The organism is Bradyrhizobium sp. A5, from assembly GCF_042076515.1.
In the GTDB taxonomy this organism is placed as follows: Bacteria; Pseudomonadota; Alphaproteobacteria; order Rhizobiales; family Xanthobacteraceae; genus Bradyrhizobium; species Bradyrhizobium cosmicum.
In genome coordinates this window covers 689,283-716,241 of the sequence record NZ_CP148990.1, presented here as the reverse complement: position 1 = coordinate 716,241, position 26,959 = coordinate 689,283, and the positions used below count along the sequence as shown (strand labels likewise).

Below are 26,959 nucleotides of genomic sequence, written 5' to 3'. Positions count from 1 at the left end.
ATTTGCTCGGAAATTTACTTGGAAAATGAGGTCGGGCGCTAGCGCGCCTTGAGAAGATCGGGCGCTACCGCGCCTTGGGAGAAGCACGCTCGCCATGCTGCACGACTGGGGCGTGATCGCCGCCGCCTTCGGCTATATCGGCTTCCTGTTCCTGGTGGCGAGCCATGGCGACCGCCGCTCGCCAGCCGGGCGAGGCCGCGCGTCCGGGTTGATCTATCCGCTGTCGCTGGCGATCTACTGCACCTCCTGGACCTTCTTCGGCTCGGTCGGCTTCGCCACTCGCACCTCGACCGACTTCCTGGCGATCTATGTCGGCCCGATCCTGATGATCGGCCTCGGCGCCGGCGTGCTCCGCCGCGTGATCCAGCTCGCCAAGGCCCACAACATCACCTCGATCGCCGACTTCATCGGCGCGCGCTATGGCAAGAGCCAGGCGGTGGCGGCGACCGTGGCGCTGATCGCGATCATCGGCTCGGTGCCCTACATCGCGCTCCAGCTGAAGGCGGTCGCGTCCTCGCTCGAAACCATCCTGAGCGAGGACCAGGCCTTCTCCCACATCCCGATCGTCGGCGACGTCGCACTGATGGTGACGCTGGCGATGGCAGCCTTCGCCGTGCTGTTCGGCACCCGGCAGACCGACGCCACCGAGCACCAGCACGGCCTGATGCTGGCGGTCGCGACCGAATCCATCATCAAGCTGGTCGCCTTCCTCACCGCCGGTATCTTCGTCACCTTCTGGATGTTCTCGCCGCACGAGCTGATCGAGCGCGCGATGAAGACGCCGGAGGCGGTGCGTGCCATCAACTATTCGCCGTCGATCGGCAACTTCCTCACGATGACGCTGCTGTCGCTGTGCGCGATCATGCTGCTGCCGCGCCAGTTCCACGTCAGCGTCGTCGAGAATTCCAGCGATGCCGAGGTCGGCCGCGCGCGCTGGCTGTTTCCGCTCTATCTCGTTGCCATCAACCTGTTCGTGATCCCGATCGCGATCGCCGGCCTCGTCAGCTTTCCGTTCGGCGCGGCGGACCCCGACATGTACGTGCTGGCGCTGCCGATGGAGGGCGGCGCGGATCTGCTCAGCGTCGCCGTGTTCGTCGGCGGCCTGTCGGCGGCGACCGCGATGGTGATCGTCGAATGCGTCGCGCTCTCCATCATGGTCTCGAACGACCTGATCGTGCCGCTGGTGCTGCAACGACGGCCGGAGGGACGCACCGGCGGCGCCGATTTCAGCGACTTCCTGCTGCGCTCGCGGCGGCTTGCGATCTTCGCCATCATGGTGATGGCCTATTTCTACTACCGCGCGCTCGGCAACACCCAGCTTGCCGCGATCGGCCTGCTCTCTTTTGCCGCCATCGCACAGCTTGCACCGAGCTTCTTCGGCGGGCTGCTGTGGCGGCGGGCGACCGCGCGCGGCGCCATCGGCGGCATGCTGGTCGGCTTCGCGGTGTGGCTCTACACGCTGTTCATCCCGAGCTTCATGGACACCTCGACGGCGGGCATCCTGCTGCTCCAGCACGGCCCGTTCGGGATCGAGGCGCTGCGGCCGCAGGCGCTGTTCGGCGCCGATTTGCCGCCGCTGATGCACGGCGTGATCTGGTCGCTGTCGCTCAACATCCTCACCTATGTGCTGCTGTCGTTGGCGCGCCGGCCGTCGTCGATCGAGCTCGTGCAGGCCGATCTGTTCGTGCCTAACACGCTTGCGCCGATCTCGCCGAGCTTCCGGCGCTGGCGCACCACTGTCACGGTGCAAGACATCCAGACCACGGTCGCGCAATATCTCGGGCCCGACCGCGCGCGGCATTCGTTCGAGGCCTTCTCCGCGCGGCGCAATGTGCGACTGGAGTCCGGGGCGCCGGCCGATTTCGAGCTGCTGCAGCACGCCGAGCACCTGATCGCCTCTTCGATCGGGGCCGCGTCCTCGCGCCTCGTGATGTCGCTGCTGCTGCGCAAGCGGACGGTGTCGGCGAAAGCCGCGCTGAAACTGCTCGACGATTCCCACGCGGCGCTGCACTTCAACCGCGAGATCCTCCAGACCGCGCTCAACCACGTCCGGCAGGGCATCGCGGTGTTCGACGCCGATCTGCAGCTGATCTGCTCCAACCGGCAGTTCGGCGACCTCCTCAACGTGCCCCCGCATTTCATTCAGTTCGGCACGCCCTTGCGCGAGATCCTGGAATTCATGGGCGTGAGCGATCCGGACGATCCGGCCGGGCGCGAAGCGATGATCGAACGGCGGCTCGCCGCCTACACCACCGAGGGCGAGCCCTATCTCGAACGCCTGCCGGAGCGCCACATGGTGATCGAGGTGCTCACCAACCGCATGCCCGGCAGCGGCTTCGTCATTACCTTCACCGACGTTACGCCCACCTTCGAGGCGGCCGAAGCGCTGGAACGCGCCAACGCAACGCTGGAAAAGCGCGTGCGGGACCGCACCGAGGAACTGACGCGGCTGAACTCCGAACTCGCATTGGCCAAGAGCGCCGCGGAAGACGCCAGCATCTCCAAGACGCGCTTCCTCGCCGCCGCCAGCCACGACATTCTCCAGCCGCTGAACGCGGCGCGGCTCTACGTCACGAGCCTGGTCGAGCGCCAGCACAGCGGCGAGGAAACACGGCTGGTCGAGAACATCGACGAATCGCTCCAGGCGATCGAAGAGATCCTCGGCGCGCTGCTCGACATCTCCCGGCTCGACGCCGGCGCGATGACGACCTCGATCTCGAGCTTCAAGATGGCCGATCTGATGCGCTCGCTGGAGATCGAGTTCGCACCGATCGCGCGCGCCAAGAATCTGGAGCTCGCTTTCGTGCCCTGCTCGCTGCCGGTCGAGTCCGATCGCCTGCTGCTGCGGCGCCTGCTTCAGAACCTGATCTCCAACGCGATCAAATATACCCCGCGCGGGCGCGTGCTGGTCGGCTGCCGCCGCCAGGGTCCCTCGCTCAAGATCTGCGTCTACGACACCGGCGTCGGCATCCCCTTGGTCAAGCGCGGCGAGATCTTCAAGGAATTCCACCGCCTGGAGCAGGGCGCGCGGATCGCGCGCGGTCTCGGGCTTGGGTTGTCGATCGTCGAGCGGCTGGCGCGCGTGCTCAACCACGGCATCGCCATCGACTCCAATACAGGCGGCGGCTCGGTATTCTCGGTGACGGTGCCGACGGCAAAGGCGATCACCCACACCGCCGCGGTGACCAGCGCGACGCCGCTGGCGCGCACGCCGATCTCGGGCGCCTTGATCGTCTGCATCGAGAACGACGCCGCGATCCTCGACGGCATGCGCACGCTGATGAAGGCGTGGGACGCCGAGGTGATCGCGGTCACGGATCCCGAAGGCGCGATCGCGGCCATGGAGGCCGCCGGCCGCCGCGTCACCGGCCTGCTCGTCGACTATCATCTCGACCGTGGCAACGGCATCGCCGCAATCCGCGACATTCGCCGCCGCTTCGGCGACACCATCCCCGCGATCCTGATCACCGCCGACCGCAGCCCCGCCGTGCAGGTCGCCGCGCGCGACGAGAGGATCGCGGTTCTCAATAAGCCGGTGAAGCCGGCCTCGTTGCGGGCGCTGCTGGGGCAATGGCGGACGCAGCAGATGGTGGCGGCGGAGTGAGGACGCAGACGCGCTTGACTGCCTGCTCCCGCATGATCCGTCATCCTGAGGCGTGAGTCGTGTGGTGCGACGCACCGCGGCATGCCTAGAAGGATGACTGGGGATTGGGAGCGGCCCGCCGCTACCCCGTCGGGGTGCCCTGCTTCCACTGTCCGCCCGCGATCTTCGCCGCGGCAATCACCGCCTGGGTGCGGCTCTCGACGCCGAGCTTTTGCAGGATCGCGGAGACGTGCGCCTTGATGGTGGCCTCGGAGACGCCGAGCTCATAGGCGATCTGCTTGTTGAGCAGTCCTTCCGACAGCATCATCAGGACCCGCACCTGCTGCGGCGTCAGCGTGACCAGGCGGTCGCGCAGGCGGGTCATATCGGGATCGGCGGCCGCCGTCAGGTCGATGTCGGCGGGAACCCAGACGTCACCGTCCATGACCTTGAGAATGGCGTCGCGCAGCGTCTCGACGCCGTATCGCTTGGGAATGAAACCGGAGGCGCCGAAGTCGAGCGAGCGGCGGATCGTGGCACCGTCGTCTGAGGCAGAGACGATCACCACCGGGATCGCCGGATATTGCGCGCGCAGATAGATCAGGCCGGAAAAGCCGGAGATGCCGGGCATCGAGAGGTCGAGCAGGATCAGATCGACGTCGGATGTCTGTTCCAGCAGCCGGGTCAGATCCTCGAACGATCCGGCCTCGTCGATCCTGGCCGACGTCAGGACGCCCGCTACGGCCTGCCGCAACGCATCGCGGAACAGCGGGTGGTCATCGGCAATGACGAGATGGGTCGAAGGAGCGTTCATCGTTCTCTTGCTGTGGTTCGCGACCGGCCGGCGAGTCGATGCCGCGGCGGGTCAATTCTTCCCTGACCGGCCGTGGCATGCAAGTACCGATTATCCCTTTGCCGCAAAGGGGTTAATCCCCAGCCTTCGCGGATGAGACCGGTGCCCGATACCGCACGTTCAGCTACGCGTCAGTGCGCAAGGCCGAAAGTCGTATTGGGGCGGGTTTCACGCCGATGTTACTTTGCGGTCAAGACCCAGGTTGATCCGGCATGCCCGGACATCTGGGGCGCGAGGAAACGATCTTTCGGGGAGCGACTCAATATGTCGACAATTGCTGTGTCTGAAACACGCGCGGGAGGGATGACGAAGGACGAACGGTTCGTCATTCTCGCCTCCTCGCTCGGTACCGTCTTCGAGTGGTACGACTTCTATCTCTACGGTTCGCTGGCCGGCATCATCGGCGCGCAGTTCTTTTCGGCCTATCCGCCGGCGACCCGCGACATCTTCGCGCTGCTGGCCTTTGCCGCGGGCTTCCTGGTGCGCCCGTTCGGCGCGATCGTGTTCGGCCGTGTCGGCGACATCGTCGGCCGCAAATACACCTTCCTCGTCACCATCCTGATCATGGGTCTGTCGACCTTCATCGTCGGCCTGCTGCCCAGTGCGGCGACCATCGGCATCGCGGCCCCGATCATCCTGATCGCGCTGCGCCTCGCCCAGGGCCTGGCGCTCGGCGGTGAATACGGCGGTGCGGCGACTTACGTCGCGGAGCACGCGCCGAACGGCAAGCGCGGCTATTACACCTCCTTCATCCAGACGACCGCCACGCTCGGCCTGTTCCTGTCGCTGCTGGTGATCCTGTTCACCCGCAGCGCGCTCGGCGAAGCCGAGTTCGCGGCCTGGGGCTGGCGCATTCCGTTCCTGGTCTCGGTGCTGCTGCTCGGCGTCTCGGTCTGGATCCGGTTGCGGCTGAATGAATCGCCGATCTTCCAGAAGATGAAGGACGAGGGGAAGAGCTCGAAGGCCCCGCTGACAGAAGCCTTCGGCAACTGGCAGAACGGCAAGCTTGTGCTGCTCGCGCTGCTCGGCGGCGTGATGGGCCAGGGCGTGGTCTGGTACACCGGCCAGTTCTACGCGCTGTTCTTCCTGCAATCGATCCTGAAGGTCGACGGTTACACCGCCAACCTCCTGATCGCCTGGTCACTGCTGCTCGGCACCGGCTTCTTCATCGTGTTCGGCATGCTCTCCGACAAGATCGGCCGCAAGCCGATCATCCTCGGCGGCTGCCTGATCGCGGCGCTGACCTTCTTCCCGATCTTCAAGATGATCACCAGCAACGCCAACCCGGCGCTGGAAAAGGCCATCGAGCAGACCAAGGTCGAGGTGGTGGCGGATCCCGCAGGTTGCGGCGACCTGTTCAACCCGGTCGGCACCCGCGTCTTCACCGCGCCTTGCGACACCGCGCGTGCCTACCTGGCCCAGTCGTCGGTCAAGTACACGACCTCTTCCGGCGCGGCCGGTTCGGGCGTGAAGGTGGTGGTCAACGGCAAGGACGTTGCCTACCCCAACGCCAAGGACGGCAACGCGGCGGTCCTCGCCGCCGTGCAGGCGGCCGGCTATCCGAAGACCGGCGACGCGGGCATCGTGAAGATGGCGCATCCGTTCGACATCTTCCGTCCGCAGGTGGCCGCGACCATCGGGCTGTTGTTCATCCTGGTAATCTTCGTCACCATGGTGTACGGCCCGATCGCCGCGATGCTGGTCGAATTGTTCCCGACCCGCATCCGCTACACATCGATGTCGCTGCCTTACCACATCGGTAACGGCTGGTTCGGCGGGCTCTTGCCTGCGACCGCCTTCGCCATCGTGGCCTCGACCGGCGATATCTATGCGGGCCTCTGGTATCCGGTCATCTTCGCGTCCATCACGGTCGTGATCGGCCTCTTCTTCCTGCCTGAGACCAAGGACGTCGACATCAAGGCGACCTGATCGACAGCAACGATCGACAACCCAACCGGCCGCGATCTCCGCGGCCGGTTTCGTTTTGGGCACTAGAGAAACATTACTGATTGCTGCCGATGAACTGCAGCACCACCTCGCGCCGGTGTGGGCGCATGCGGTGCTCGATCAGATAGATCGCCTGCCATGTCCCGAGTACGAGCTTGCCATTCAGCACCGGGATCTGAAGCGAGGTCCCCGTCAACATGGTCTTGACGTGGGCCGGCATGTCGTCCGGTCCTTCCGTGTCGTGCGTCCAGCCGGCATTCTCGGGCGCGAGCCGCGACAGCGCCGTGGTGAGATCGGCGAGCACGGACGGATCGGCGTTCTCCTGGATCGTCAGCGAAGCCGAGGTGTGACGGATGAACAGCGTCAGCGCGCCGTCGCGCGCGTGAACGTCCTTGATGAACTTCGTGGCTTCCGCGGTGAGATCGACGAAGTCCCGCCCGGGCGCCGAGACTGTCAGCAGAGACGAAGCGATGGTAGTGGCCTGCACCGACGATGGCGCCGAGCGGGTTACGGTTTTGCCTGATGCCATGAAAAGTCTTGCCTGATCAAAAGTTGCCGTCGGGTGGGCAAAGCGCAGCGTGCCCACCAATCAGTCTGTATTATGGATAGGTGGTGGGCACGGCGCTTTGCGCCTTTGCCCACCCTACGACATCTCGTACGTCCTAGATCTTCCCCGACACGTCCTTCTGCACGCGGTTGGCCATGTCGATCAGCCGGCGCCAGGCCTTTTCCAGGAACGACATCACGCGATCGACGTCCTGGTCGCTCGGCAGCGGAATCTCGATCTTGCGATCGCCCTCGGCGACCTTCGGCTCCGCCTTCTTCAGCGGGTCGGATTTCGGCATGGGCTCGTCGATCTTGCCCGACACGGTCGGTCCCGCCGCGAGTTGCCCCTTCAGCTTCTCGACCTCGGCCTGAAGCCGGCCGATCTCGGCGTCGAGCGCGGTACGTTCGTCCGGCACGGCATAGCAGGCCCAGCCGGCGTCATTCCTGGTGCAGGTCGACACCGTTCCGGTGCGGGTGTCGAGCCGCAGCACGCCTTCGGGGATGGGCGTCATGCTGTAGCGGCCGTTTTCGCTATCGGGGGCCGATTGCGCGGCCACGAGATCGCCGCTGGTTGCCATCAACGCGGCAAGCGCGGCTGCCGCAAGCCATGATGCTGTGGATGGTGTCGCAAGTCTCATCGCGCTCTCCGCCACGACGCGCAGGTGGCACGCCCGCTCTTCTACACCCCGGCGAGGCAATCCGCCGCCAAAAACGCGCATGTGAGATCAACCATCGCGGTGGCCTGTTTGATCCAGACAGCACGGCGAAATAGCGGCCGCATTTGCCGATCATGAGCAGAGCTGCTGCGGTGCGGCGTCACGCTGTGTGCAGTGCTGCCGCACACGCCAATATCGTCAAGAAAATCAGTCACATAATAGAAGGCGACGCAATCGTGACTTGGCTTGACTTGATTATGGGCCATCAGTATGGTCCGCGCGGCTTTTGAGGGTGGCGGGCGTAATTTCCATTCAGCCGCGGCGTTTCGGGTCTTCGTTGCATGACACAGGGCACGGGACACGGCGGGAATGGAGATCGCGATAGATCATCCGAGGAAGCTGCGCTTTCCGAACGGCTCGGAAATCTTGATCAGCGGTTGTCCGAATTACGCGACCGCCATATCAAGACCGAGCAACCCGCAGGTGACGGTGGAGACAGAGCGGCCAGAGCCTCGGCGATGGCGCTTGGTTTTCGGTTATCCTCCGAGTTGGTCGCCGGGGTCGTTGTCGGAGCGGGGATCGGCTGGGGTTTCGACCGTTTGCTGTCGACGTCGCCTTTCGGGTTTATCGTGTTCCTGCTGCTGGGCTTCGTGGCCGGCGTGGTGAATGTGGTGAGAACGGCGGGCGCGGGTCAAAACAGGCGCGGTGGTTCTTAGGCGATCCGCACAGGAGAGGAATGATCGTACCGGCCTCGCCGGTACGGGCCGGCCCGGCCGGCAGACCGAGACCCGCCGGCATTGCCCGGCAGACAAGAGATGCCGCGCTGATGAAAATCGACCCGATCCACCAGTTCAACATCGAGCCTCTCTTCACCCTGGGCCATATCGGCAATCAAACGATCGCCTTCACCAATTCATCGCTCTACATGCTGATCGCGGTGGCGATCATCTCGCTCCTGATGCTGGCGAGCGGCTCACAGCTGGTTCCCGGGCGCCTCCAGTCGGTCGCCGAAATCTCCTACGAGTTCGTGGCCTCGACCATCCGTTCGACCGCCGGCTCGGAAGGCATGAAGTTCTTCCCGCTGATCTTCTCGCTGTTCATGTTCATCTGCGTCTCGAACCTGATCGGCATCATTCCCTACACCTTCACGATCTCGAGCCATCTGATCGTGACGGCGGCCCTGGCGCTTCTGGTCTTCTTCACGGTCCTGATCTACGGCGTTGCCAAGAACGGCGTGAAATTCTTCTCGATTTTCGTGCCTCATGGTGTCCCCGGCTACATCCTGCCGCTGGTGATGTTCATCGAGATCCTGTCGTTCTTCCTGCGGCCGGTCTCCCACAGCGTCCGTCTATTCGCCAACATGCTGGCCGGCCACATCGCGTTGAAGGTGTTCGCTGGCTTCGTCGCCATGCTCGGCTTCTCGCTCGGCGCCCTCGGCTGGGTCGGCGGCGTGCTGCCGCTGGCGCTCACGGTCGCGCTGTACGCCCTCGAGATTCTGGTCGCGTTCCTGCAGGCTTACGTGTTTGCGATCCTGACCTGTATCTACCTCAACGACGCCATTCATCCGGGACACTGAGCGGTCCGGGGAATTTCCACCCAAAACCCAATCTTTCTTCCAAGGAGACTAAAATGGATCCGGCAGCAGCAAAACTTATCGGCGCGGGCATCGCATGCATCGGCATGGGCGGCGCGGGCGTCGGCGTCGGCGTGATCTTCGGCAACTACCTCGCCGCGGCCGTTCGCAACCCCTCGGCCGCTCAGGGCCAGTTCGGCAACCTGATCTTCGGCTTCGCCGTGACCGAAGCGCTCGGCATTTTCTCGCTGCTGATCGCGCTGCTGCTGCTGTTCGTTCCGCTCTGAGGACGACGTTCTTCGCGCCGCTTCGACCGAAGCGGCGCGCCTGACAGCAACAGGAGTACTCCATGGCTGAGAGTCATGGCGGGGCGAAGGGTCCAGCGGCGGGCGCCCATACCGAGGCTGACGGTGGTCACCACGGTGGCGGCTTTCCGCCGTTCGAGAGCAGCACCTATGCTTCGCAGCTGGTGTCGCTCGCGATCTTCTTCGTCGTGCTTTACGTGGTCGTGTCCAAGCTCGCTCTGCCGAAGGTCGGCGGTGCGATCGAGGCGCGTCAGAACAAGATTGAGGGCGACCTCGCCGAAGCGCAGAAGCTGAAGGATCAGTCCGAAGCGGCGCTGAAGGCCTACGAAAGCGAGCTCGCTGCGGCGCGCACGCGTGCGCAGGCGATCGGCAATGAATCCCGCGACAAGGCGAATGCGCAGGCGGACGCCGAGCGCAAGACGCTGGAAGAACAGCTGGCGGCCAAGCTCGCCGGGGCGGAAAAGACCATCGCCTCGACTCGCGCCAGCGCCATGAGCAACGTCCGCGCCATCGCGGCCGATTCGGCAGGCCAGATCGTGCAGCAACTCACGGGCGTCGTTCCGGATGCAGCGTCGGTCAATGCCGCCGTTGATGCGTCCTTGAAGGGTTAGTCGATATGTTCTTCGATCCTGAAACCTGGGTCGCCATCGCCTTCGTGATCCTGATGGTCCTGTTCGGCTATCTCGGGGTCTTCAAGAAAGCGATGACGGCGCTCGACCATCGCGCCGACCGCATCAAAGCCGAACTGGACGACGCGACGCGCCTCAAGCAGGAGGCTGCCAAGGTGCTCGCCGACTACAAGGCGCGCACCGCGTCGGCCGAACGTGAAGCTGCCGACATCATTGCCAACGCCAGGTCCGAAGCCGAGCGCATCGCGACCGAGGCCAAGGCGAAGATGGAAGACTTTGTCGCCCGCAGAACCAAGACCGCGGAGAGCAAGATCGCGCTCGCCGAGGCCCAGGCGCTGGCCGATGTCCGCGCCGCAGCCGCGGAAGCCGCCGTCCAGGCTGCCTCCACGATCCTGTCGCAGTCGGTCAAAGGCCAGGTCGCCGACGACCTGCTCGCCAAGGGCATCACCGAGGTTCGGCAGAAGCTGAACTGAGGGCGTAGGCCTCACCAATCAAAAAGCCGGCGCGATGAGCGTCGGCTTTTTTGTTTGCCGGTCCGGGCGTCGGAAAGTCGGTGTCATGCCTCGCGAAGGCGGGGCATCCAGTATGCCGCGACCTTTCTGTCGACCACTGACGTCTCTGGAATACTGGATCGCCCGCCCCAGTGCGCAAATGCGCACAAGGCGGGTGATGACAGCTGAGAATGAAGCGGCGTCCGCGACACGTCGACGCCCTACTCCGCCACCTACGTCTTCAACCTCGCCATCGCGACGCCATCCCGCGCCAGCTGATCCGCGCGCTCGTTCTCGGGATGGCCGGCGTGACCCTTGACCCAGTGCCAGCGCACCTCATGCGCCTTCAGCGCAGCGTCGAGGCGCTGCCATAGCTCGACATTCTTGACCGGCTTCTTGTCGGCGGTGCGCCAGCCGTTGCGCTTCCAGCCGTGGATCCAGCCGGTGATGCCCTGCCGCACATACTGGCTGTCGGTGTAGAGATCGACGGTGCACGGCTTCTTCAGCGCTTCCAGCGCGGAGATCGCCGCCATCAACTCCATCTGGTTGTTGGTGGTGTGGCGCTCGCCGCCGTTCAGCTCTTTCTCCTTGTCGCCGAACTTCAGGATCGCACCCCAACCGCCGGGCCCCGGATTTCCCGAGCAGGCGCCGTCGGTATAAATCGTCACATTGGGAAGCTCGCTCACGCGACAAGTCCCGACGGCATCAGCCCGTAGTCGCGCGCGCTGGAAACGCTCTGGTGGAAGCGCAGCTTGCGGACATATTCCAGCGGATCCTTCGGCTTGACCAGCGCGCCCTCGGGCACGTTGAGCCAGTCGACCAGCCGCGTCAGCAGGAAGCGGATCGCGGCGCCGCGCGCCAGCAGCGGCAGCGCGGCCTGCTCGGCGTCAGTCAGCTTTCGCACCCGGCCGTAAGCATTGAGGAAGGCGCGCGCCTTGGTGACGTTGAAGGAGTGATCCGGCTCGAAGCACCAGGCGTTGAGGCAGATCGCGACGTCATAAGCCAGCATGTCGTTGCAGGCAAAGGTGAAGTCGATGATGCCCGAAAGCTTGTCGCCCAGGAAGAAGACGTTGTCGTTGAAGAGATCGGCGTGGATCACGCCCTCGGGCAGATTGCTCGGCCAGATACCGCTCGAGAGATGATCGAGCTCATGGCCGAGAAACGCGCGCAGGCCCGGCTGCACCTCGTCGGCGCGATGTGAGGCTGCATCGAACAGCGGCCGCCAGCCCGCGACCGAGAGCGCATTGGCGCGCTTGATCGCGAAATTGGCACCGGCCAGATGCATCCTGGCCAGCCCTTCGCCGACGCCGGCACAATGCGCCGCATTCGGCTTGCGCGGCCAGACGCCTTCGAGAAAGGTGATGATCACGGCCGGCCGGCCCGATAATTCGCGCAGCGCCTCGCCGTCTTTCGCCTTCACCGGCAGCGGGCAATTGACGCCGTGCTCGGCCAGATGCGTCATCAGCGCGAGGAAGAACGGCAGATCGTTCTTCGCCACGCGCTTCTCGTAGAGCGTGAGAATGAACGATCCCTTGGTGGTGTGCAGCAGGAAGTTGGAATTCTCGACGCCCTCGGCGATGCCCTTGTAGGAGAGCAGGTCGCCGAGATCGTATTGCTTCAGGAAATCCGCAAGCTCGTCGGCGGCAACGTCGGTGTAGACCGCCATGAAGATTTACTCGGCGGCAGCTTCAGGGCGCACCTGGCGCGGCAGCGGGAAGAACTCGTTCTCTTCAGCGGCCGAGACCGTCTCCACGTGCAGCGTGTAGCGCTCGGCGAACGCATCCATGATCTCCTCGACGATCACTTCCGGCGCCGAGGCGCCCGCGGTGATGCCGAGGCTCGAGATGTTGCTGAACCGTTCCCAGTCGAGATCGGCGGCGCGCTGCGCCAGCACCGCGATCTTGCAGCCTTCGCGCTCGGCAACCTCGCGCAGGCGCTGCGAGTTGGACGAATTGGGAGCACCAACAACAATGAGCGCGTCCACTACCGGCGCCACCTTCTTCACTGCGAGCTGGCGGTTGGTGGTGGCGTAGCAGATGTCTTCCTTGTGCGGCCCGTTGATGTTCGGGAAGCGCTCCTTGAGCAGCGCCACGATCTCCGCGGTGTCATCGATCGACAGCGTGGTCTGGGTCACGAAGGCGAGGTTGTTCGGATCCTTCGGCGAAATCGTCTTGGCGTCCTCGGCGGTCTCGATCAGGGTCACGGCGCCGACCGGAAGCTGGCCGAGCGTGCCGACCACCTCGGGGTGATGGGAGTGACCGATCAGGAAGATCTCGCGGCCGCGCTTGAAATGGATCGCGGCCTCGCGGTGCACCTTGGTCACCAGCGGGCAGGTCGCATCCAGCGAAAACAGGTTGCGGGACGAGGCGTCGGCCGGGACGGACTTCGGCACGCCATGGGCCGAGAACACCACCGGGGCGGTGGTATTTTCCGGGATCTCGGCGAGCTCCTCGACGAAGATCGCGCCTTTCTTCTTCAACCCGTCGACGACGTATTTGTTGTGCACAATCTCGTGGCGAACATAGACGGGGGCGCCGTATTTATCGAGCGCCCGTTCCACGGTGTCGATCGCCCGGACCACCCCGGCGCAGAAGCCGCGGGGAGAACAAAGCACGATCTTGAGGTCTGGTTTGGCTGACATTGAGCGATCTCGGGACCGAATCACCTCGCCAGACAGGCGGGAAGCGGCCTTGGGATGAACAGGGCTTAGGTACGGGCTTACAGCGACTTCAGAGGGAATTGGGCCCCCTTTCGGGCGCTGTCAAGGCACTATCTATAGCAGAACCATTGCGTGGCTACCCCCTCCGGGCTTATATAGCGCGAATTCCCAGTCATCGCTGATGACCACCGGCTTCGCCTCCAGAGGGGTGGGCGAAGCACAAAGGAGATTTGCCATGAGCAACGCACCTCTGATGCCCAAGGCGACCGCCGTCTGGCTGCTCGACAACACCGCGCTGACCTTCGACCAGGTCGCCGACTTCACCAAGATGCACCCCCTCGAGGTGCGCGCGATCGCCGACGGCGACGCCGCCCAGGGCATCAAGGGCATGGACCCCCTCTCCAACGGCCAGTTGACCCGCGAGGAGATCGAGAAGGGCGAGAAGAGCCCTGACTATCGGCTCCGCCTGCAGGAGAGCAAGGTGGTGCTGCCGCCCCAGCCCAAGCGCAAGGGCCCGCGCTACACGCCGGTGTCGCGCCGCCACGAGCGCCCGAGCGCCATCCTCTGGCTGCTGCGCAGCCACCCGGAGCTCAAGGACGCCCAGGTCATGCGCCTGGTCGGCACCACCAAGAGCACGATCGCGAGTGTGCGCGACCGCACCCACTGGAACACCTCCCAGCTGACCCCGATCGACCCGGTCACCCTCGGTCTCTGCTCGCAGATCGAGCTCGATTTCGAGGTCGCGCGCGCGGCCAAGGAGAAGCCGATCGACACGGCCTATGGCGGCGCTACCCTGCTGCCGGCTTCCGAGACCACCAAGAAGGATGAGTACGAGCCGGCCGAACGCTCGAGCGACGACCTCAACGTCGACGCCGTGTTCGCCAAGCTCAAGACGCTCGGCGGCAAGAAGCACGAGGACGAGGAGGAATAAGACCCTCTCTTCCGGCTTGCTTTCGAATGCAAATGAAACGCGGCGGGCCACCCCGCCGCGTTTTTGTTTTGTGTCAGCACACCGGAGACGACACCGGTGAGACTAGAGCGTTTCATTTTTTGATAGAAGCGTATCCGGCATTAACGAAGTAGTTGCTGCATTCGCTGGGCAGAACGCTTCTGACGAGGTTGCCGATGTGGTCGCAGGCGTCGTCGATCGTGCGCTTCTGTGCGATGCGCATCCAGTGCTTGATCTTGGCGAAGACTTGCTCGATCGGGTTGAGGTCGGGTGAGTACGGCGGCAGGTACCACAGTCTTGCGCCGGCTTTCCGGATCATCTGCCGGACGGTCGGGGACTTGTGGCTACCGAGATTATCCATGACGACGATGTCGCCCGGTTTGAGCACTTTGACGAGTTGCTGTTCGACATAGGCGCGGAAGCTTTCGCCGTTGATCGGTCCGTCGAACACGCAAGGCGCAGTGAGCTGGTCAGAGCGTAGGGCACCGAGGAAGGTCAGGGTTCGCCAGTGACCGTGCGGCGCAAAGCCGCGCAACCGCTCGCCCTTGGATCCCCAGCCGCGCAACGGGGCCATGTTGGTCTTGATCCAGGTCTCGTCGATGAACACCAGGCGGCTTGGATCGAGGCGATCCTGCAAGCTGCGCCAGCGCTGCCGCCGCCGCGCGACGTCGGCGCGACCCTGCTCAAGGGCGAACAGTGTTTTTTTTGAAGCTGAGACCTTCGCGTCGCAGGAAGGTCCATACCGCATGGTGTGAGACTTTCACGCCTCGCGCGGCAAGCTCGTCCTTCAGCCCGTGCAGCGTTAGATGTGGCGTCTGCCTGATCCGCTCCACGATGAACGCTCGATGCGGCCCCAGAACCGGCTTACGGTGACCGCCCATCTTGCCCGGCGCCACCGAACCCGTCGCGCGATAGCGCTGCCTCCACTTCACGACGGACGACACTGCAACATCGAACCGGGCCGCCACAGCATGGCAACTCTCGCCGGATTCCACCGCCTTCACGGCTCGTTCACGAAGATCATTCGAAAGAGGTCGGACCATCTGATGCTGGCCTCCGATCCAGCCAGCATCTTGAATCACAAACCGCCGCCCGACGGAATCCCTCCCGATTCAATCAATCGATGAACCGCTCTAGAACTTGTAGGTCACACCGCCACCGACCAGCCACGGATCGATATGCGCATTGCCGGTAACCGGCAGGCCGCTGACGGTCGCGCTGTAGTCCGGACGCAGCCAGAGCTTCTTGACGTCGACGTTGAGACCCCAGTGCCGGTCGAGCATGTAGTCGAAGCCGAACTGCACGGCGCCGCCCCAGGCGTTGCTGACATGCAGATTCGTTGTGGTGGCAACGATCGCGGGCGGCCCGACGATGGCGGCCGGTGAATTGGCGGCGGAGTTGTTGAAGAACACCGTGTAGTTCACGCCGGCGCCGATATACGGCTTGAACGCACCGAAATTGTCGAAGTGATATTGCAAGGTCAGCGTCGGCGGCAGCAGCGTGGTCTTGCCGATCGGCAGGTTCGCCAGCGAGCCGGTGCCGCTGATCGAATGCCGCGTCACGCCCAGGATCAATTCGGCCGCGATGTTCTTGGTGAAGAAATAGCTGATGTCGAGCTCGGGCACGACCTGGTCGCTGATCGACAGCCCGGAGTTCGGCGACGACAGCGAGGGCACGCCGGCGACATTGACGGTTGAGCCGCCTGCATCCGGCAAGACGCCGAGCACGCGCAGGCGCACCATCCAGGGATTGAAGCTCTCAACCGGCGGCGGCGCCTTCTTGTAAACCGGCAAATCGGCAGCCTGCGCCGAGGCAAGAGCCCCCGCGAGCATCGCGCCAACCGTCGCAAGCCGCGCCAGCGTTCCTGTCTTTCCACTCATTGAATTCCCCTTCAGCCATCTCTCGCGCGCGTCGTTGCGCAACATCAGCGTCAGAGCAGAAGGGGGGCGATGAAGGATTTGACGCCGATCAAATCAGGACTGACGCGACACGATTTGGCTGCCGCGTTGCAGATGTGTCACGAAACACGAGAACGAATGCGCAGGATAATACCGTAGCCGGCGTCAGGGCCGCTCGGGATGGTTCAGCATATACTCGCCAAGATCGCGCTGGCGGCGGTCGGCGCGGGCAGTGGCGGCATTGCGCTGGACGTCACGATCCTTGCGGCAAGCCACGTATTCGGGCGTCCCCTGCGCATAGCCGCGGCTCTGGCACACCGCATCGTCATCGTCTCCGCCCATCGCCACCGGCGTCTGGTAGCGCGCGGAGCAGGCGGAGAGAGCGATGGCGAGCAGGCAGATGACTCCATACGGCGCAAGTCTGGCTGACATTGATCGGTCCCGTCTCATTCGTCATTGCCGGGCTTGACCCGGCAATCCATCGAAATCAAGGCAATTGCTTGCCCATTGATGGATGCCCGGGTCAAGCCCGGGCATGACGGCCGGAGGGTCAACTCACACCCGGCCCTTCAGCGCGTCGCCGATCTCGTCCAGCGCCTTGGGGTCCTCGATCGTGGCCGGCATTGTCCAGGTCTCGCCGTCGGCGATCTTCTTGATGGTGCCGCGCAGGATCTTGCCGGAGCGCGTCTTGGGCAGGCGGCCGACGGTGATGGCGAGCTTGAAGGCCGCGACGGGGCCGAGCTTGTCGCGCACCAGTGCGACGATCTCCTTCTCGATCTCGGCGGGCGGACGCTTCACGCCGGCCTTGAGCACCAGGAAACCGCAGGGCACCTCGCCCTTGATGGCATCCTTGACGCCGAGCACGGCACATTCCGCGACATCAGGATGCGAGGCCAGAATCTCCTCCATGCCGCCGGTGGAGAGACGATGGCCGGCGACATTGATGATGTCGTCGGTGCGGCCCATGACGAAGACATATCCGTCCTCGTCCTTGTAGCCGGCGTCCGACGTCTTGTAGTAGCCGGGGAATTCGCTGAGATAGGCTTCCTTGAAGCGTTGATCCTGATTCCACAGCGTGGGCAGGCAGCCCGGCGGCATCGGCAGCTTGATGACGATCGAGCCCATGGTGTTCGGGCCGACCGGCTTGGCCGCCTCATCCACCACATCGACCTGATATCCCGGCATCGGCACCGTCGGCGAGCCGTGCTTGACCGGAAGCAGGCCCAGGCCCACCGGATTGCCGGCGATGCACCAGCCGGTCTCGGTCTGCCACCAATGGTCGATCACCGGCACCTTCAACTGCTGCTCCGCCCATTCCACCGTCGGCGGATCGGCGCGTTCGCCGGCGAGGAACAGCGTGCGGAATTTCGACAGGTCATACTGCCGGATGAACTTTCCTTCCGGATCCTCTTTCCGGATCGCGCGGAACGCGGTCGGCGCGGTGAACAAGGCGACCGCCTTGTGCTCACTGATCACGCGCCAGAACGCGCCTGCATCGGGCGTTCCGACTGGCTTGCCCTCGTACATGATCGAGGTCGCACCGTGCAGCAGCGGTCCGTAGATGATGTAGCTGTGCCCGACCACCCAACCGATGTCGGAGCCGCACCACCAGACCTCGCCGGGCTTGACGCCATAGAGGTTGAACATCGACCACTTCAACGCGACCAGGTGTCCGCCATTGTCGCGCACCACGCCCTTGGGAATGCCCGTAGTGCCCGACGTGTAGAGGATGTAAAGCGGATCGGTGGCGGCGACCGGCACGCAAGGGGCCTTCTTGTCGTCGTTCATCGCCTTGCGGCGCAGGCTCGCCCAATCGTAATCGCGGCCGGGCGAGAGGTCGCAGACGAGCTGCGGACGCTGCAGCACGATGCAGGCCTTCGGCTTCACGCTCGCGAGCTTGATCGCCTCGTCGAGCAGCGGCTTGTACTGCACGATGCGACCGGGCTCGATGCCGCAGCTCGCGGACAGGATCAGTTTCGGCTGGGCATCGTCGATGCGGGTGGCCAGCTCTTTGGCGGCAAAGCCGCCGAACACCACGGAATGCACCGCGCCGATGCGCGCGCAGGCGAGCATCGCGACTACGGCTTCCGGCACCATCGGCATGTAGAGGACGACGCGGTCGCCCTTGGCGACGCCGAAATCCTGCATGATGGCGGCAAGCGCCTGCACCTCGGCCAGCAGTTCGGCATAGGTGAGCCTGGTGACCGAACTGGTCAGCGGCGAATCGTGGATCAGCGCGACCTGGTCGGCGCGGCCGCGTTCGACGTGGCGGTCGAGCGCGTTGTAGCAGGTATTGACCACGCCGCCGGTGAACCAGCGACCATAGACGCCCTGCGTGGCATCGAAGACCTTCTTCGGCGGCTCGATCCAGTCGATCTCCCTGGCCGCCTCGGCCCAAAACCCTTCCGGATCGGCCAGCGAGCGCGCGTGGACCTCGTGATAGAGACTCTTACCGTCGACGTTTCCCCGGACGTTCATGCAAGCGCTCCCGTTTCCCTTATTGCCTGGCCTTGACCTGACGGCAGGACAGGCGTCCCGCCATGACCCGGATCAAGTGCCAGCCTTGTTTGGGGGGTATTTTCCCGGGAACGGGCCGCGGTTCAAGCTGAAAAGGATAGCGCTTTTGGAGGAGTTCGCGGCTACCACCGCCTCGTCATGGCCCGGGCATGACGAATTCTGGGAGAGGTGAGACCGCCCGCTCTACCCATCCAGCGCATTCAGCCGCTGCAGCCGATCCTGCATGACCTTCCTCAGATCATAGCCCGGCCGGCCGAAGCTGGCGTTCCGGGTCGTGAGGAAATCGCGCTGAGTCTTGCGCAGGTCGCCAGCCGAGCGCTTGCTCGCGCCCTTCAACATGTGCTCATAGGTCTCGGCGATCTGGCGGTCGAGCACCCCGAGTTGCGGATCGGCGCAAATCACCTTCTCGACCTCGCGCCTGGCGGTGGCGCAATCGAACGACGGGCCGCTGCCGGAAACGGCATTCAGCGGACGCAGCGGCTCGGCGCCGAATTTCGTGATCTCCGCGATCATGGCGCGGCGGCCATTGGCCGCGTTGTCGTTCCCGGGATCGAGCCGCAGCGCCGTCTCGTAATCGGCCAGCGCCTTCCTGCGCTCGCCCATCTTCTTGTAGAGCACGGCGCGGTTGTTGTAGGTCTGCGCGAAATTCGGATCGAGCTTCAGCGCAGCCTCGTAGTCGCTGAGCGCCGCGCCGAGTTCGCCCTTGAGATGGTAGGAATCGCCACGGTTGGTGAAGAAGTTGGGCCTCGGCGCCAGCCGCAGGGCCTGGTCGTAGTGGGCAATCGCCTTGTCGTACTCGCCCATCGCGGCCAGCGACAGGGCGCGATTGTCGTAATATTCGGGGACCTTCGGATCGAGCCTGATCGCCTCGCCATCATCGGCGACCGCCTTGTCGAGCTGGCCGAGCTTCTTGTAGGCGGCACCGCGATTGGTGTAGCTGCGCGGCCGGTTTGGATCGAGCCGCAGCGCCTCGCTGAGATCGCGGACCGCCTTCTCGTTGTCGCCGCCGAGATAATAGGTCACGCCGCGGTCGGACCAGGCCTGCGCATCATCCGGCTTCAGCTTGATCGCATGGTCGTAATCGGCGAGCGCACGGTCGAGCCGGCGCTGATTGGTGTAGACGACGCCGCGCAGCTCGTAGGACTCGGCATCCTGCGGATCGAGCTCGATCGCCTTGCTGAGATCCGCCGCAGCGCGGTTGAGATCGCCGCCGGCCTCGCGCAGCAGGTCACCGCGCAGCCGCCAGGCCTTTGCATTCCTGCCGTCGAGTGCGATGGCGCGGTCGATGTCTCGCAGCGCCTGCGTCAGACCGCCCGAGGTCCGCGCATTGGCGTCGGCGCGCACCAGCAGCGCGGCAGCGCGATCGGAGGACAGATTTGAGGCCTGATCGATGATGGCGCCGCACGCCGGGATCAACTCGGCGGGAGCAGCCTTGCTGCCCATCACGCAATCGACGCCGGCCGAGGCCGGGGCGACAAGAACGAGGCTGATCGCCGCGCCGAGCAGGACGGCGCGAAACGGGATTTTGGCAAACGGGGAGGTTTGCGCGGAAGGACGCGTACCGCACATGGCGTAAGGCTCCGTGACGTCGGGTTTTCACCATTGTCGCGGCGGGCAAGGATCGGGTTCAATTCGGGCCTGTTGCGGACGAGAGGCGAACGTCGCCGCTAGTAGCCGTCCACCCCATTCAGCCGCCTCAAGCGGTCCTGCATCGCCTTCTTCAGGTCGTACCCGGGCCGCCCATATCCGGCATTGCGGCGCGCGATGAAATCGTCCTGTTCGCGCTGGAGCGCCCTCGCCTCTCCCGCGTTTTGCGCTTCCCGGATCACGCGCGCATGCGATGCAAATATCTCGCGGTCGAGATCGGCGAGCTCACGATTGCCGCAGATCGCCTTCTCCACGGCACGGGCCGCGCTCCTGCAATTGAAGCTCGGCTTGCCGGCAACCGCCATCTGCGCCCCGATCCGCTCCAGTTCGCGCGCCATCGCCTTGTGATTGGCCTTGGCCTTCTCGTGGTTCGGATCGATCTTCAGCGCCGCGCCGAAATCCTGCACGGCCTTCGGCTTGTCACCTTTCTTCAGCCAGAGTTCGCCGCGGGCGTTGAAGATGTCGGCAAGCGCAGGATCGAGCTGCAAGGCACGGCTGTCGTCGGCGATCGCGCGGTCGATCTGGTCGTGCCGCGCCAGCAGCGCACCGCGCGCGATCAGCGCCTTGATCAGGTCGGCCTTCGCCGTCTTCTCGTTGTCGATCACCGCTGCACAGGCGGAACTGGCCTTGTCCATGTCATCGGCAGAGGTCGCGGCGAGGCACGGCGCGATGTCGACCTGCGCGACGGCCGCCGGCTCGCCGCCGGTCGCGCCATAAACCGTGTCGTGGGCCGTGCTCAGCGAAAGCACCGAGAGCATCACGGCGCCCGACAAGTGAATGAGATTCTGAAAACGCATGCTTGTTGCAGTCGGAGCTCTTGCCTTGAGGCTTGCCTTGGGGCCGCACTATCCATCATACGGCCGGATAGGTGCTAGCTTGTGGCACAGCTCAAATCGGTTTCGGGGACTATCGTGTCGACATTCGAATGGATCATCGCGCTTCTGCTCGGCGCCGTTGCATTATCGGCGCTGGCGCGACGGATCAAGGTCCCCTACCCGACCTTTCTCGCCATCGGCGGCGCGCTGATCGCCTTCGTGCCGAACAGCCCGTCCTGGACGCTCGAACCCAACCTGGCATTGGCGCTTTTTGTCGCACCGGTACTGCTGGATGCCGCTTTCGACACCTCGCTGCGGGACCTGCGCAACAACTGGGTTCCGGTCTCGACCCTGGTGGTGGCCGCGGTCGGCCTGACCACGGTCGGCGTCGCCTATGTCGCGCACCGGATGATGCCTGACATGCCATGGGCCGCCGCGATCGCGCTCGGCGCCATCGTGGCACCGCCGGATGCCGCAGCCGCGGTCGCGATCCTGAGCCAGGTCAAGCTACCGCATCGCATGGTGAAGGTGCTGGAAGGCGAGAGCCTGCTCAATGACGCCAGCGCGCTCTTGATCTATCGCATCGCCGTCGGCGCGGTCGTCATGGAGCATCTGAAATGGAGCGAGGTCGCGCCGACGATTGCGCTCGCGCTGGTCGGCAGCGTCCTCGCCGGTCTTCTGGCAGGACGCATCATCCCGCTGCTCATGGAACGCGTGAAGGAAGCGCCCAGCGCCATCATCGTACAGTTCGCCACCACCTTCATGGTATGGATCGCCGCCGAGCATCTTGGCCTCTCCGGCATTCTCACCATCGTCGTCTACGCCATCACCATGGCGCGCACGGCGGGCGCGCGGATGCCGGCACGGCTCCGGGTGCCGTCCTTTGCGGTGTGGGAGACGATGGTGTTCGTGCTCAACGTGCTCGCCTTCATGCTGATCGGCATGCAGATGCGGCCGATCTGGGCACGGCTGGATGCCGATGTGCGCTGGGAGTATTGCGCCGCGGCAGGCTGGATCCTGCTCACGGTAGTCCTGGTCCGGCTGTTGTGGATCACCTTCTACCGCACCATACTCCGCGTGCTGATCGCGCACGATATCTATCACCCGAAGGATCCCAAGGCGGTTGCCTCGCCCAAGGGCGGCCTCGTCATCTCCTGGTGCGGCATGCGCGGCCTCGTCACGCTCGCCACCGCTTTTGCCCTGCCCGAGAACTTTCCTTATCGCGACTTCATCGTCTTCGTCGCCTTCGCGGTGGTGCTTGGATCGCTGGTGATCCAGGGACTGACGCTGCGGCCGCTGATCCTTGCGTTCGGCCTCAAGGACGACGATCCTGTCGGGATCGAGGTCGCGCGGGCGCGCACCGTCGCCTATCGCGCCGCGCTCGATGCCATCGAGGACGACCCGTCGGAGGAAGCCGAGATCCTGCGGCTCGAATACCGCGCCGTCCTGATGCAGGCGGACGACGATCCGAACGGCGGCATCACCAGCGGCGAACTGCCCGCCGATCCCCTGCGCCGCCGCGCCATCGAGGCCGCGCGAAAATCGATCTTCGACCTGCGCGCGACCGAGGTGATCGGCGACGACGCGTTTCATCGGATCGAGGAAGAGCTCGATCGCGCCGAATTGAGCGCGGGGGGATGATGTTTGCGAGCGCAAGCTCCGCCGGCGGGTTTGAACCAAATGCCGCCTCTCCAGACTCATCCCTCATGACGACCTTGACCGACGACCGTCGTGTCCGCGCGCGTGATGCGTCGCCTGCACGATATTTCTATCTCCATATGGCCCTGGCCTGTGCGGCCACCGCATTTCTCGGCTTTGCACCGACCTATTGGATGCCGCTCGCCAGCCGGACGTTGTCCGCGAGCCCCGTGATCCATTTTCACGGATTTTTGTTCTTCACCTGGTCCCTCTATTTCGTGATCCAGACCTGGCTCGCGGCCTCGGGCCGCGTGGTCAATCACCGCGCGCTCGGCATCGCCGGCGTCTCGCTCGCCACCGCAATGACGATCTTCGGCTTCCTCGCCTCTGTGACGTCGATGAAGCACGCGGCCGCGCTCGGGCAGGCCGACGCAGGCATCGCCTTCTCGATCGTTCCGATGAGCGGCATCGCGTTCTTCGCGTCGGTGTTCGTGCTCGCGATCATGAACACGCGCAGGCCCGAGATTCACAAGCGCCTGATGCTGCTCGCCGCCGTCTCGATCCTCGATGCCGCGATCGCGCGCTGGTTTCTCACCTTCCTCGCGCCTCCCGGACCACCCGGCCCGCCGCCGGTGCCGGTGACCATCGCGCCGGCCGTGGTCGCCTCGCTTCTGCTCGTCGTCGCCATGGTGCGCGACTGGCGCACCGAAGGCCGCGTGCACCCCGTCTACATCTACGGCACGCTCGCGATGCTGGCGGTGAAGGTGTTGAACTGGCCGGTCAGCGAGACCGCGGCGTGGCATTCGTTCGCCGGCGGGATTCTGGCGCTGGCGCAGTAGGCGGTCACAATCTCCGTTGTCGACCCGGACAAGCGAAGCGTAGATCCGGGACGACGGCGGAGATTGGAGCTACGCCCCCGCCTTGCATGTGATCCCGCCGTCCACCACCAGCTCGATCCCCGTCACATATTTCGATTCGTCCGATGCCAGGAACAGCGCCGCGTTGGCGACGTCCCAGGCCTCGCCCATGTGGCCCATCGGCACCTGCGCATCGCGCGCGCGCCACATCGCTTCGACGTCGCCTTTGGAGTAGCTGTTGGCAAGACCCGCCGAGTGCTCCACCATCGGCGTCTTCATCAGGCCGGGCAGGATCGCATTCACCCGCACATGGCTCTTCGCGAACTCGACCGCAGTGGAGCGCGTCAGCTGGTTCATCGCTGCTTTGCTGGCGTTGTAGCTGACATAGGAAATCCCGACATGGCGGATCGAGGCGATCGAGGAGATGTTGATGATCGAGCCGCCGCCCTGCTTCACCATCACGGGGATGACATGCTTCATGGCGAGATAGGCGCTCTTGAGGTTGACGGTGAAGACGCGGTCCCAGCTCTCCTCGGCGACCTCGACCACGCTGCCCATCTCGGCGATGCCGACATTGTTGTCGAGCACGTCGATGCGGCCGAAGGCCTTGAGGCAGGCCGCGACCATCGCTTCGATCTCGCTTGCGCGCGAGACGTCCGCCGTGAACGCCGTCGCCTTGCCGCCTTCGCCCGTGACGATTTTCGCGGTCTCTTCGGCCGCCGCGCCGTTACGATCGACGCAAAACACCTGCGCGCCCTCGCGCGCAAAAGTCACCGCGGTCGCTTTACCGTTGCCCCAGCCGGGCCCGATCGAGCCGGCACCCACGACCATCGCCACTTTGCCCTTGAGCCGATCCATCGCGTGTCTCCCGTGTTGTTGTTTTGTTGTAGCCTGGACTGCATCCAGGCTACGGATCGCTGCAGACCTTCATCGTCGTGACGTTAACACCGATGGGATGCCCGACAATCTCCGACAGCGTCCGGCACTTCCCCTCATGGCACAACCGCCATTCTCCCGCCGCGCCGGAATTGCCCAGCACCACCTCCTGCATCGGGGCGCGCTGCGGCTGCCATTGAAACCAGCCGTCGACGAGGCGCGCCTCCGGCGGCGGCTCCATGCCGGGGCCGGTGCCCTTGACGCGGGCCTGCACCAGTTCGAGACCGGCAGGGGTGACGCGCCAGTCTTCCTGCCAATCGACCTTCGCGATCGAATGCGTCCACACCAGCGTGAAGGCGGACAGCGCCAGCGCCTTCACGCCTCCGGCTGTTGCGAAGCAGAGGCTCACGCGGCTTCGACGACGGCCGGCGGGCGCTGCCGCCACTGCCACAGCACCAGCGCGGCGGCGAGCACGAAGCCCGCGGTGTCGCTGAAGGCGAATTCGCCGAGCAGGCACATCGCGGCGCCAAGCGCGACCAGACGTTCGAGCAGCGTCAGCCGCGTGAACAGGAAGCCGATTGCGACCATGCCGAACAGCGCGATTGCCACCAGCGCCTTGAAACTCGCCAGCGCCACCGCGCCGTAGAAGCCGAGCTTGGCCACCATGGGATCTCCGGCCTGCAGCATCAGCGCCGGCGAATAGACGAAGATGAAGGGGATGACATAGCCCGCGAGCGCGATGCGCATCGCCTCCCAGCCGATCTTGTCCGGGTTCTCCTTGGCGATCGGCGCCGCCGCGAGCGCAGCGAGCGCCACCGGCGGCGAGAGGTCGGCCATGATGCCGTAGTAGAATGCGAACATGTGGCTCGCGATCAGCGGCACGCCGAGCTTGGCCAGCGCAGGCGCTGCGAGCGCGGCGGTGATGATGTAGGTCGGGATGGTCGGAATGCCGGTGCCGAGCAGGATCGACAGCAGCATGGTCATGATCAGTGCCAGGAACAGGCTCTTCTCGCCGAGCCCAATCACCCAGCCGCCGAAGATGGTGCCAACGCCCGTCTGCGACATCATGCCGATGATGACGCCGACGATGGCGCAGGCCATGCCGACGGTGATCGCCGACTTCGCACTCTCTGCCAGCGCATCGCGACAATCGCGCAAGGCCTTGAACCCGCCGCGCACGAACGCCGTGATCACGATCAACCCGACGACGACGCTGGCGACCGGCACGATCTGCAGGCCGTCACGCGACAGCGCGGCGACGACGAGCGCAAGCCCGATCCAGAAGATGTAGCGGATCGCCACCGACGACGCGCCCGTCGTAATGGCGGTGCCGAGGATCAGCCCCACCGTCAGTGCGAGGCCCATGCTGCCGGCATAGAGCGGCGTAAAGCCTTCGAACAGCATGTAGACGAGGGCTGCAAGTGGCAGCACAAGATACCATCCCTTCACCAGCGCTTTCCACGCGCTCGGCGTCTCCGACTTCTTCATGCCGACGAGGCCGTACTTGCCGGCTTCCAGGTGCACCATCCAGAAGGCGGACGCGAAATAGAGGACGGCGGGGATCGCCGCCGCCTTGACGATTTCCGAGTACTGGACGCCGAGCGTCTCCGCCATGATGAAGGCGACCGCGCCCATCACCGGCGGCATGATCTGTCCGCCCATCGACGCCGTGGCCTCGACCCCGGCCGCGAACGCGCGGCGGTAGCCGAACCTGATCATCAGCGGGATCGTGAACTGGCCGACGGTGACGACATTGGCGACGCCCGAGCCGGAGATCGTTCCCATCATGCCCGAAGCAAACACTGCGACCTTGGCAGGTCCCCCGCGGGTACGGCCGAACAGGCCGAGCGAGACGTCGGTGAACAGCTGGATCATGCCGGCGCGCTCAAGGAACGAGCCGAACAGGATGAACAGGAAGATGTAGGTCGCCGACACGTAGATCGGCACGCCGTAGAAACCTTCGGTGCCGAAGGACAGATGCGTGACGATCTGGTCGAAATCATAGCCGCGATGGTTGAGCGGCGACGGCAGATATTGCCCGAAGAACCAGTAAAGCAGGCACGCGCCGCACATCAGCGGCAGCGCCGCGCCCATCAGCCGCCTTGTGCCCTCGAAGATCAGCACCGCCAGCAGCGTGCCGACCGCCAGATCGAGCTTCGTCGGATCGCCGTCGCGCGCGATCAGATCGGCATAGAATATCCACTGATAGAGACCGCAGAAGAAGCCAGCGCCGCCGATCACCCAGCCGAGCGCGCGGCCGGCGCCGCTCTTCGCGGTGAAATTGGCGATCAGGCCGAAGGTGAGCAGAACCAGGAAGCCGACATGGACGCCGCGCACCACCTGGCTCGGCAGATAGTTGAAGGCGGCGACATAGAGCTGGAAGGTCGCAAACGCGATGCCGATCCAATAGGCGAGCTGGCCCCACCGACCCGGACCGAAGCCTTCCGGAAAACCGTGCTCGAAATTGTCGAACTCGACTTTGATGGGCTCAGCGGAGCCCTCTGCCTGCAACATCGATAA

26 protein-coding genes are annotated in these 26,959 nt (G+C 64.6%); 10 read left to right on the top strand and 16 right to left on the bottom strand.

Features of this window, described 5'->3' with window-relative positions; translation table 11 throughout:
- The first annotated feature begins 94 nt into the window (after positions 1–94).
- Complete coding sequence (locus tag WHZ77_RS03315; protein ID WP_375312377.1) at positions 95–3,604, top strand: NahK/ErcS family hybrid sensor histidine kinase/response regulator; 3,510 nt, start codon at positions 95–97, stop codon at positions 3,602–3,604.
- A gap of 121 nt (positions 3,605–3,725) precedes the next feature.
- Here WHZ77_RS03315 and WHZ77_RS03310 read toward each other — a convergent pair whose 3' ends face one another.
- Entirely contained in the window at positions 3,726–4,397 is a 672-nt protein-coding gene (locus WHZ77_RS03310; RefSeq protein ID WP_375312376.1) for a response regulator, read from the bottom strand.
- Between the two features lie 342 nt (positions 4,398–4,739).
- Here WHZ77_RS03310 and WHZ77_RS03305 point away from each other — a divergent pair, with 342 nt between their 5' ends.
- Positions 4,740–6,365 (top strand): MFS transporter, encoded by a 1,626-nt coding sequence (locus tag WHZ77_RS03305; protein ID WP_375312375.1) that lies wholly within the window; start codon positions 4,740–4,742, stop codon positions 6,363–6,365.
- 73 nt (positions 6,366–6,438) lie between these two features.
- Here WHZ77_RS03305 and WHZ77_RS03300 read toward each other — a convergent pair whose 3' ends face one another.
- The 3 genes from WHZ77_RS03300 to WHZ77_RS03290 all read right to left on the bottom strand — a co-directional run bounded on the left by WHZ77_RS03300 (position 6,439) and on the right by WHZ77_RS03290 (position 7,851).
- The gene (locus WHZ77_RS03300; RefSeq protein WP_375312374.1) at positions 6,439–6,912 is read right to left on the bottom strand and encodes a secondary thiamine-phosphate synthase enzyme YjbQ; all 474 of its coding nucleotides are present in this window, start codon (positions 6,910–6,912) and stop codon (positions 6,439–6,441) included.
- Positions 6,913–7,045: 133 nt separating this feature from the next.
- Positions 7,046–7,567, bottom strand: coding sequence for a hypothetical protein (locus WHZ77_RS03295; RefSeq protein WP_375312373.1), 522 nt, complete (start codon positions 7,565–7,567; stop codon positions 7,046–7,048).
- A 41-nt stretch (positions 7,568–7,608) separates the two neighbouring features.
- Entirely contained in the window at positions 7,609–7,851 is a 243-nt protein-coding gene (locus tag WHZ77_RS03290; protein WP_375312372.1) for a hypothetical protein, read from the bottom strand.
- Positions 7,852–7,926: 75 nt separating this feature from the next.
- On the opposite strand from WHZ77_RS03290, the gene WHZ77_RS03285 reads away from it, so the two are divergent.
- The 5 genes from WHZ77_RS03285 to WHZ77_RS03265 all read left to right on the top strand — a co-directional run bounded on the left by WHZ77_RS03285 (position 7,927) and on the right by WHZ77_RS03265 (position 10,565).
- Positions 7,927–8,301 carry an AtpZ/AtpI family protein gene (locus WHZ77_RS03285; RefSeq protein WP_375312371.1) on the top strand — a complete coding sequence of 125 codons (375 nt, stop codon included), beginning with the start codon at positions 7,927–7,929 and terminating at the stop codon, positions 8,299–8,301.
- 110 nt (positions 8,302–8,411) lie between these two features.
- On the top strand, positions 8,412–9,161 hold the full coding sequence (locus tag WHZ77_RS03280; RefSeq protein ID WP_041748016.1) for a F0F1 ATP synthase subunit A: 750 nt from the start codon (positions 8,412–8,414) through the stop codon (positions 9,159–9,161).
- Positions 9,162–9,214: 53 nt separating this feature from the next.
- Positions 9,215–9,445 carry a F0F1 ATP synthase subunit C gene (locus WHZ77_RS03275; RefSeq protein WP_007599451.1) on the top strand — a complete coding sequence of 77 codons (231 nt, stop codon included), beginning with the start codon at positions 9,215–9,217 and terminating at the stop codon, positions 9,443–9,445.
- Positions 9,446–9,507: 62 nt separating this feature from the next.
- Complete coding sequence (locus WHZ77_RS03270) at positions 9,508–10,074, top strand: F0F1 ATP synthase subunit B' (RefSeq protein WP_375312370.1); 567 nt, start codon at positions 9,508–9,510, stop codon at positions 10,072–10,074.
- A gap of 5 nt (positions 10,075–10,079) precedes the next feature.
- Positions 10,080–10,565, top strand: a complete 486-nt coding sequence (locus tag WHZ77_RS03265; protein WP_375312369.1) for an ATP F0F1 synthase subunit B — start codon at positions 10,080–10,082, stop codon at positions 10,563–10,565.
- A gap of 251 nt (positions 10,566–10,816) precedes the next feature.
- Here the strand turns inward: WHZ77_RS03265 and rnhA are convergent, their stop codons facing one another.
- From rnhA to ispH, 3 genes are read right to left on the bottom strand one after another with little or no spacing between them, the layout of a single operon-like run.
- Positions 10,817–11,269 (bottom strand): ribonuclease HI, encoded by a 453-nt coding sequence (gene rnhA, locus WHZ77_RS03260; protein ID WP_375312368.1) that lies wholly within the window; start codon positions 11,267–11,269, stop codon positions 10,817–10,819.
- Positions 11,266–12,249, bottom strand: coding sequence for a homoserine kinase (locus WHZ77_RS03255; protein WP_375312367.1), 984 nt, complete (start codon positions 12,247–12,249; stop codon positions 11,266–11,268). The genes rnhA and WHZ77_RS03255 overlap by 4 nt, the downstream gene beginning before the upstream one ends.
- Before the next feature lie 6 nt (positions 12,250–12,255).
- Positions 12,256–13,224 (bottom strand): 4-hydroxy-3-methylbut-2-enyl diphosphate reductase, encoded by a 969-nt coding sequence (ispH, locus tag WHZ77_RS03250; RefSeq protein WP_143843069.1) that lies wholly within the window; start codon positions 13,222–13,224, stop codon positions 12,256–12,258.
- A gap of 253 nt (positions 13,225–13,477) precedes the next feature.
- Between ispH and WHZ77_RS03245 the strand changes: the two genes are divergently transcribed.
- Positions 13,478–14,173 (top strand): DUF1013 domain-containing protein, encoded by a 696-nt coding sequence (locus WHZ77_RS03245; protein WP_375312366.1) that lies wholly within the window; start codon positions 13,478–13,480, stop codon positions 14,171–14,173.
- 112 nt (positions 14,174–14,285) lie between these two features.
- On the opposite strand, the gene WHZ77_RS03240 is transcribed toward WHZ77_RS03245, so the two are convergent.
- From WHZ77_RS03240 to WHZ77_RS03215, 6 genes are all read right to left on the bottom strand, one after another.
- Positions 14,286–15,234, bottom strand: a protein-coding gene (locus WHZ77_RS03240) for an IS630 family transposase (protein ID WP_375309229.1) whose coding sequence is annotated in 2 segments (ribosomal slippage) — positions 14,286–14,897 and positions 14,899–15,234 — 948 coding nt in all. Because the reading frame shifts where the segments join, the coding sequence is not laid out codon by codon here.
- Between the two features lie 90 nt (positions 15,235–15,324).
- Positions 15,325–16,071 carry an OmpW family protein gene (locus WHZ77_RS03235; protein WP_375312365.1) on the bottom strand — a complete coding sequence of 249 codons (747 nt, stop codon included), beginning with the start codon at positions 16,069–16,071 and terminating at the stop codon, positions 15,325–15,327.
- A 183-nt stretch (positions 16,072–16,254) separates the two neighbouring features.
- Positions 16,255–16,521, bottom strand: coding sequence for a hypothetical protein (locus tag WHZ77_RS03230; RefSeq protein WP_375312364.1), 267 nt, complete (start codon positions 16,519–16,521; stop codon positions 16,255–16,257).
- Between the two features lie 123 nt (positions 16,522–16,644).
- Complete coding sequence (locus WHZ77_RS03225) at positions 16,645–18,567, bottom strand: propionyl-CoA synthetase (protein WP_375312363.1); 1,923 nt, start codon at positions 18,565–18,567, stop codon at positions 16,645–16,647.
- 222 nt (positions 18,568–18,789) lie between these two features.
- On the bottom strand, positions 18,790–20,175 hold the full coding sequence (locus WHZ77_RS03220; RefSeq protein ID WP_375312362.1) for a tetratricopeptide repeat protein: 1,386 nt from the start codon (positions 20,173–20,175) through the stop codon (positions 18,790–18,792).
- Positions 20,176–20,273: 98 nt separating this feature from the next.
- The gene (locus WHZ77_RS03215; RefSeq protein ID WP_375312361.1) at positions 20,274–21,050 is read right to left on the bottom strand and encodes a tetratricopeptide repeat protein; all 777 of its coding nucleotides are present in this window, start codon (positions 21,048–21,050) and stop codon (positions 20,274–20,276) included.
- Positions 21,051–21,131: 81 nt separating this feature from the next.
- On the opposite strand from WHZ77_RS03215, the gene WHZ77_RS03210 reads away from it, so the two are divergent.
- Together WHZ77_RS03210 and WHZ77_RS03205 are read left to right on the top strand one after the other, a co-directional pair.
- Positions 21,132–22,709: a cation:proton antiporter gene (locus tag WHZ77_RS03210; RefSeq protein WP_375312360.1), complete on the top strand. Its 1,578-nt coding sequence runs from the start codon at positions 21,132–21,134 to the stop codon at positions 22,707–22,709.
- 65 nt (positions 22,710–22,774) lie between these two features.
- Entirely contained in the window at positions 22,775–23,545 is a 771-nt protein-coding gene (locus WHZ77_RS03205; protein ID WP_375312359.1) for a hypothetical protein, read from the top strand.
- Between the two features lie 69 nt (positions 23,546–23,614).
- Here WHZ77_RS03205 and WHZ77_RS03200 read toward each other — a convergent pair whose 3' ends face one another.
- The 3 genes from WHZ77_RS03200 to WHZ77_RS03190 are packed head-to-tail and all read right to left on the bottom strand — an operon-like array spanning position 23,615 to position 26,953.
- A complete protein-coding gene (locus WHZ77_RS03200; RefSeq protein ID WP_375312358.1) occupies positions 23,615–24,421 on the bottom strand; it encodes an SDR family NAD(P)-dependent oxidoreductase in 807 nt (268 codons plus the stop codon).
- 49 nt (positions 24,422–24,470) lie between these two features.
- On the bottom strand, positions 24,471–24,848 hold the full coding sequence (locus WHZ77_RS03195) for a DUF1850 domain-containing protein (protein ID WP_375312357.1): 378 nt from the start codon (positions 24,846–24,848) through the stop codon (positions 24,471–24,473).
- Positions 24,845–26,953, bottom strand: coding sequence for a TRAP transporter permease (locus WHZ77_RS03190; RefSeq protein ID WP_375312356.1), 2,109 nt, complete (start codon positions 26,951–26,953; stop codon positions 24,845–24,847). Before WHZ77_RS03190 ends, WHZ77_RS03195 begins: the two co-directional genes overlap by 4 nt.
- Between the last annotated feature and the right edge of the window lie 6 nt (positions 26,954–26,959).

What these genes read in the sequence shown, in the direction of transcription:
- WHZ77_RS03300 (WP_375312374.1), bottom strand. Translation starts at nt 6,912, where the DNA reads ATGGCATCAGGCAAAACCGTAACCCGCTCGGCGCCATCGTCGGTGCAG.
- WHZ77_RS03270 (WP_375312370.1), top strand. Translation starts at nt 9,508, where the DNA reads ATGGCTGAGAGTCATGGCGGGGCGAAGGGTCCAGCGGCGGGCGCCCAT.
- WHZ77_RS03305 (WP_375312375.1), top strand. Translation starts at nt 4,740, where the DNA reads ATGACGAAGGACGAACGGTTCGTCATTCTCGCCTCCTCGCTCGGTACC.
- WHZ77_RS03205 (WP_375312359.1), top strand. Translation starts at nt 22,775, where the DNA reads ATGACGACCTTGACCGACGACCGTCGTGTCCGCGCGCGTGATGCGTCG.
- ispH (WP_143843069.1), bottom strand. Translation starts at nt 13,224, where the DNA reads ATGTCAGCCAAACCAGACCTCAAGATCGTGCTTTGTTCTCCCCGCGGC.
- WHZ77_RS03245 (WP_375312366.1), top strand. Translation starts at nt 13,478, where the DNA reads ATGAGCAACGCACCTCTGATGCCCAAGGCGACCGCCGTCTGGCTGCTC.
- WHZ77_RS03290 (WP_375312372.1), bottom strand. Translation starts at nt 7,851, where the DNA reads ATGGCCCATAATCAAGTCAAGCCAAGTCACGATTGCGTCGCCTTCTAT.
- WHZ77_RS03280 (WP_041748016.1), top strand. Translation starts at nt 8,412, where the DNA reads ATGAAAATCGACCCGATCCACCAGTTCAACATCGAGCCTCTCTTCACC.
- WHZ77_RS03275 (WP_007599451.1), top strand. Translation starts at nt 9,215, where the DNA reads ATGGATCCGGCAGCAGCAAAACTTATCGGCGCGGGCATCGCATGCATC.
- WHZ77_RS03215 (WP_375312361.1), bottom strand. Translation starts at nt 21,050, where the DNA reads ATGCGTTTTCAGAATCTCATTCACTTGTCGGGCGCCGTGATGCTCTCG.
- WHZ77_RS03285 (WP_375312371.1), top strand. Translation starts at nt 7,927, where the DNA reads ATGACACAGGGCACGGGACACGGCGGGAATGGAGATCGCGATAGATCA.
- WHZ77_RS03295 (WP_375312373.1), bottom strand. Translation starts at nt 7,567, where the DNA reads ATGAGACTTGCGACACCATCCACAGCATCATGGCTTGCGGCAGCCGCG.
- WHZ77_RS03265 (WP_375312369.1), top strand. Translation starts at nt 10,080, where the DNA reads ATGTTCTTCGATCCTGAAACCTGGGTCGCCATCGCCTTCGTGATCCTG.
- WHZ77_RS03230 (WP_375312364.1), bottom strand. Translation starts at nt 16,521, where the DNA reads ATGTCAGCCAGACTTGCGCCGTATGGAGTCATCTGCCTGCTCGCCATC.
- WHZ77_RS03225 (WP_375312363.1), bottom strand. Translation starts at nt 18,567, where the DNA reads ATGAACGTCCGGGGAAACGTCGACGGTAAGAGTCTCTATCACGAGGTC.
- WHZ77_RS03315 (WP_375312377.1), top strand. Translation starts at nt 95, where the DNA reads ATGCTGCACGACTGGGGCGTGATCGCCGCCGCCTTCGGCTATATCGGC.
- WHZ77_RS03255 (WP_375312367.1), bottom strand. Translation starts at nt 12,249, where the DNA reads ATGGCGGTCTACACCGACGTTGCCGCCGACGAGCTTGCGGATTTCCTG.
- WHZ77_RS03310 (WP_375312376.1), bottom strand. Translation starts at nt 4,397, where the DNA reads ATGAACGCTCCTTCGACCCATCTCGTCATTGCCGATGACCACCCGCTG.
- WHZ77_RS03200 (WP_375312358.1), bottom strand. Translation starts at nt 24,421, where the DNA reads ATGGATCGGCTCAAGGGCAAAGTGGCGATGGTCGTGGGTGCCGGCTCG.
- WHZ77_RS03220 (WP_375312362.1), bottom strand. Translation starts at nt 20,175, where the DNA reads ATGTGCGGTACGCGTCCTTCCGCGCAAACCTCCCCGTTTGCCAAAATC.
- WHZ77_RS03190 (WP_375312356.1), bottom strand. Translation starts at nt 26,953, where the DNA reads ATGTTGCAGGCAGAGGGCTCCGCTGAGCCCATCAAAGTCGAGTTCGAC.
- WHZ77_RS03235 (WP_375312365.1), bottom strand. Translation starts at nt 16,071, where the DNA reads ATGAGTGGAAAGACAGGAACGCTGGCGCGGCTTGCGACGGTTGGCGCG.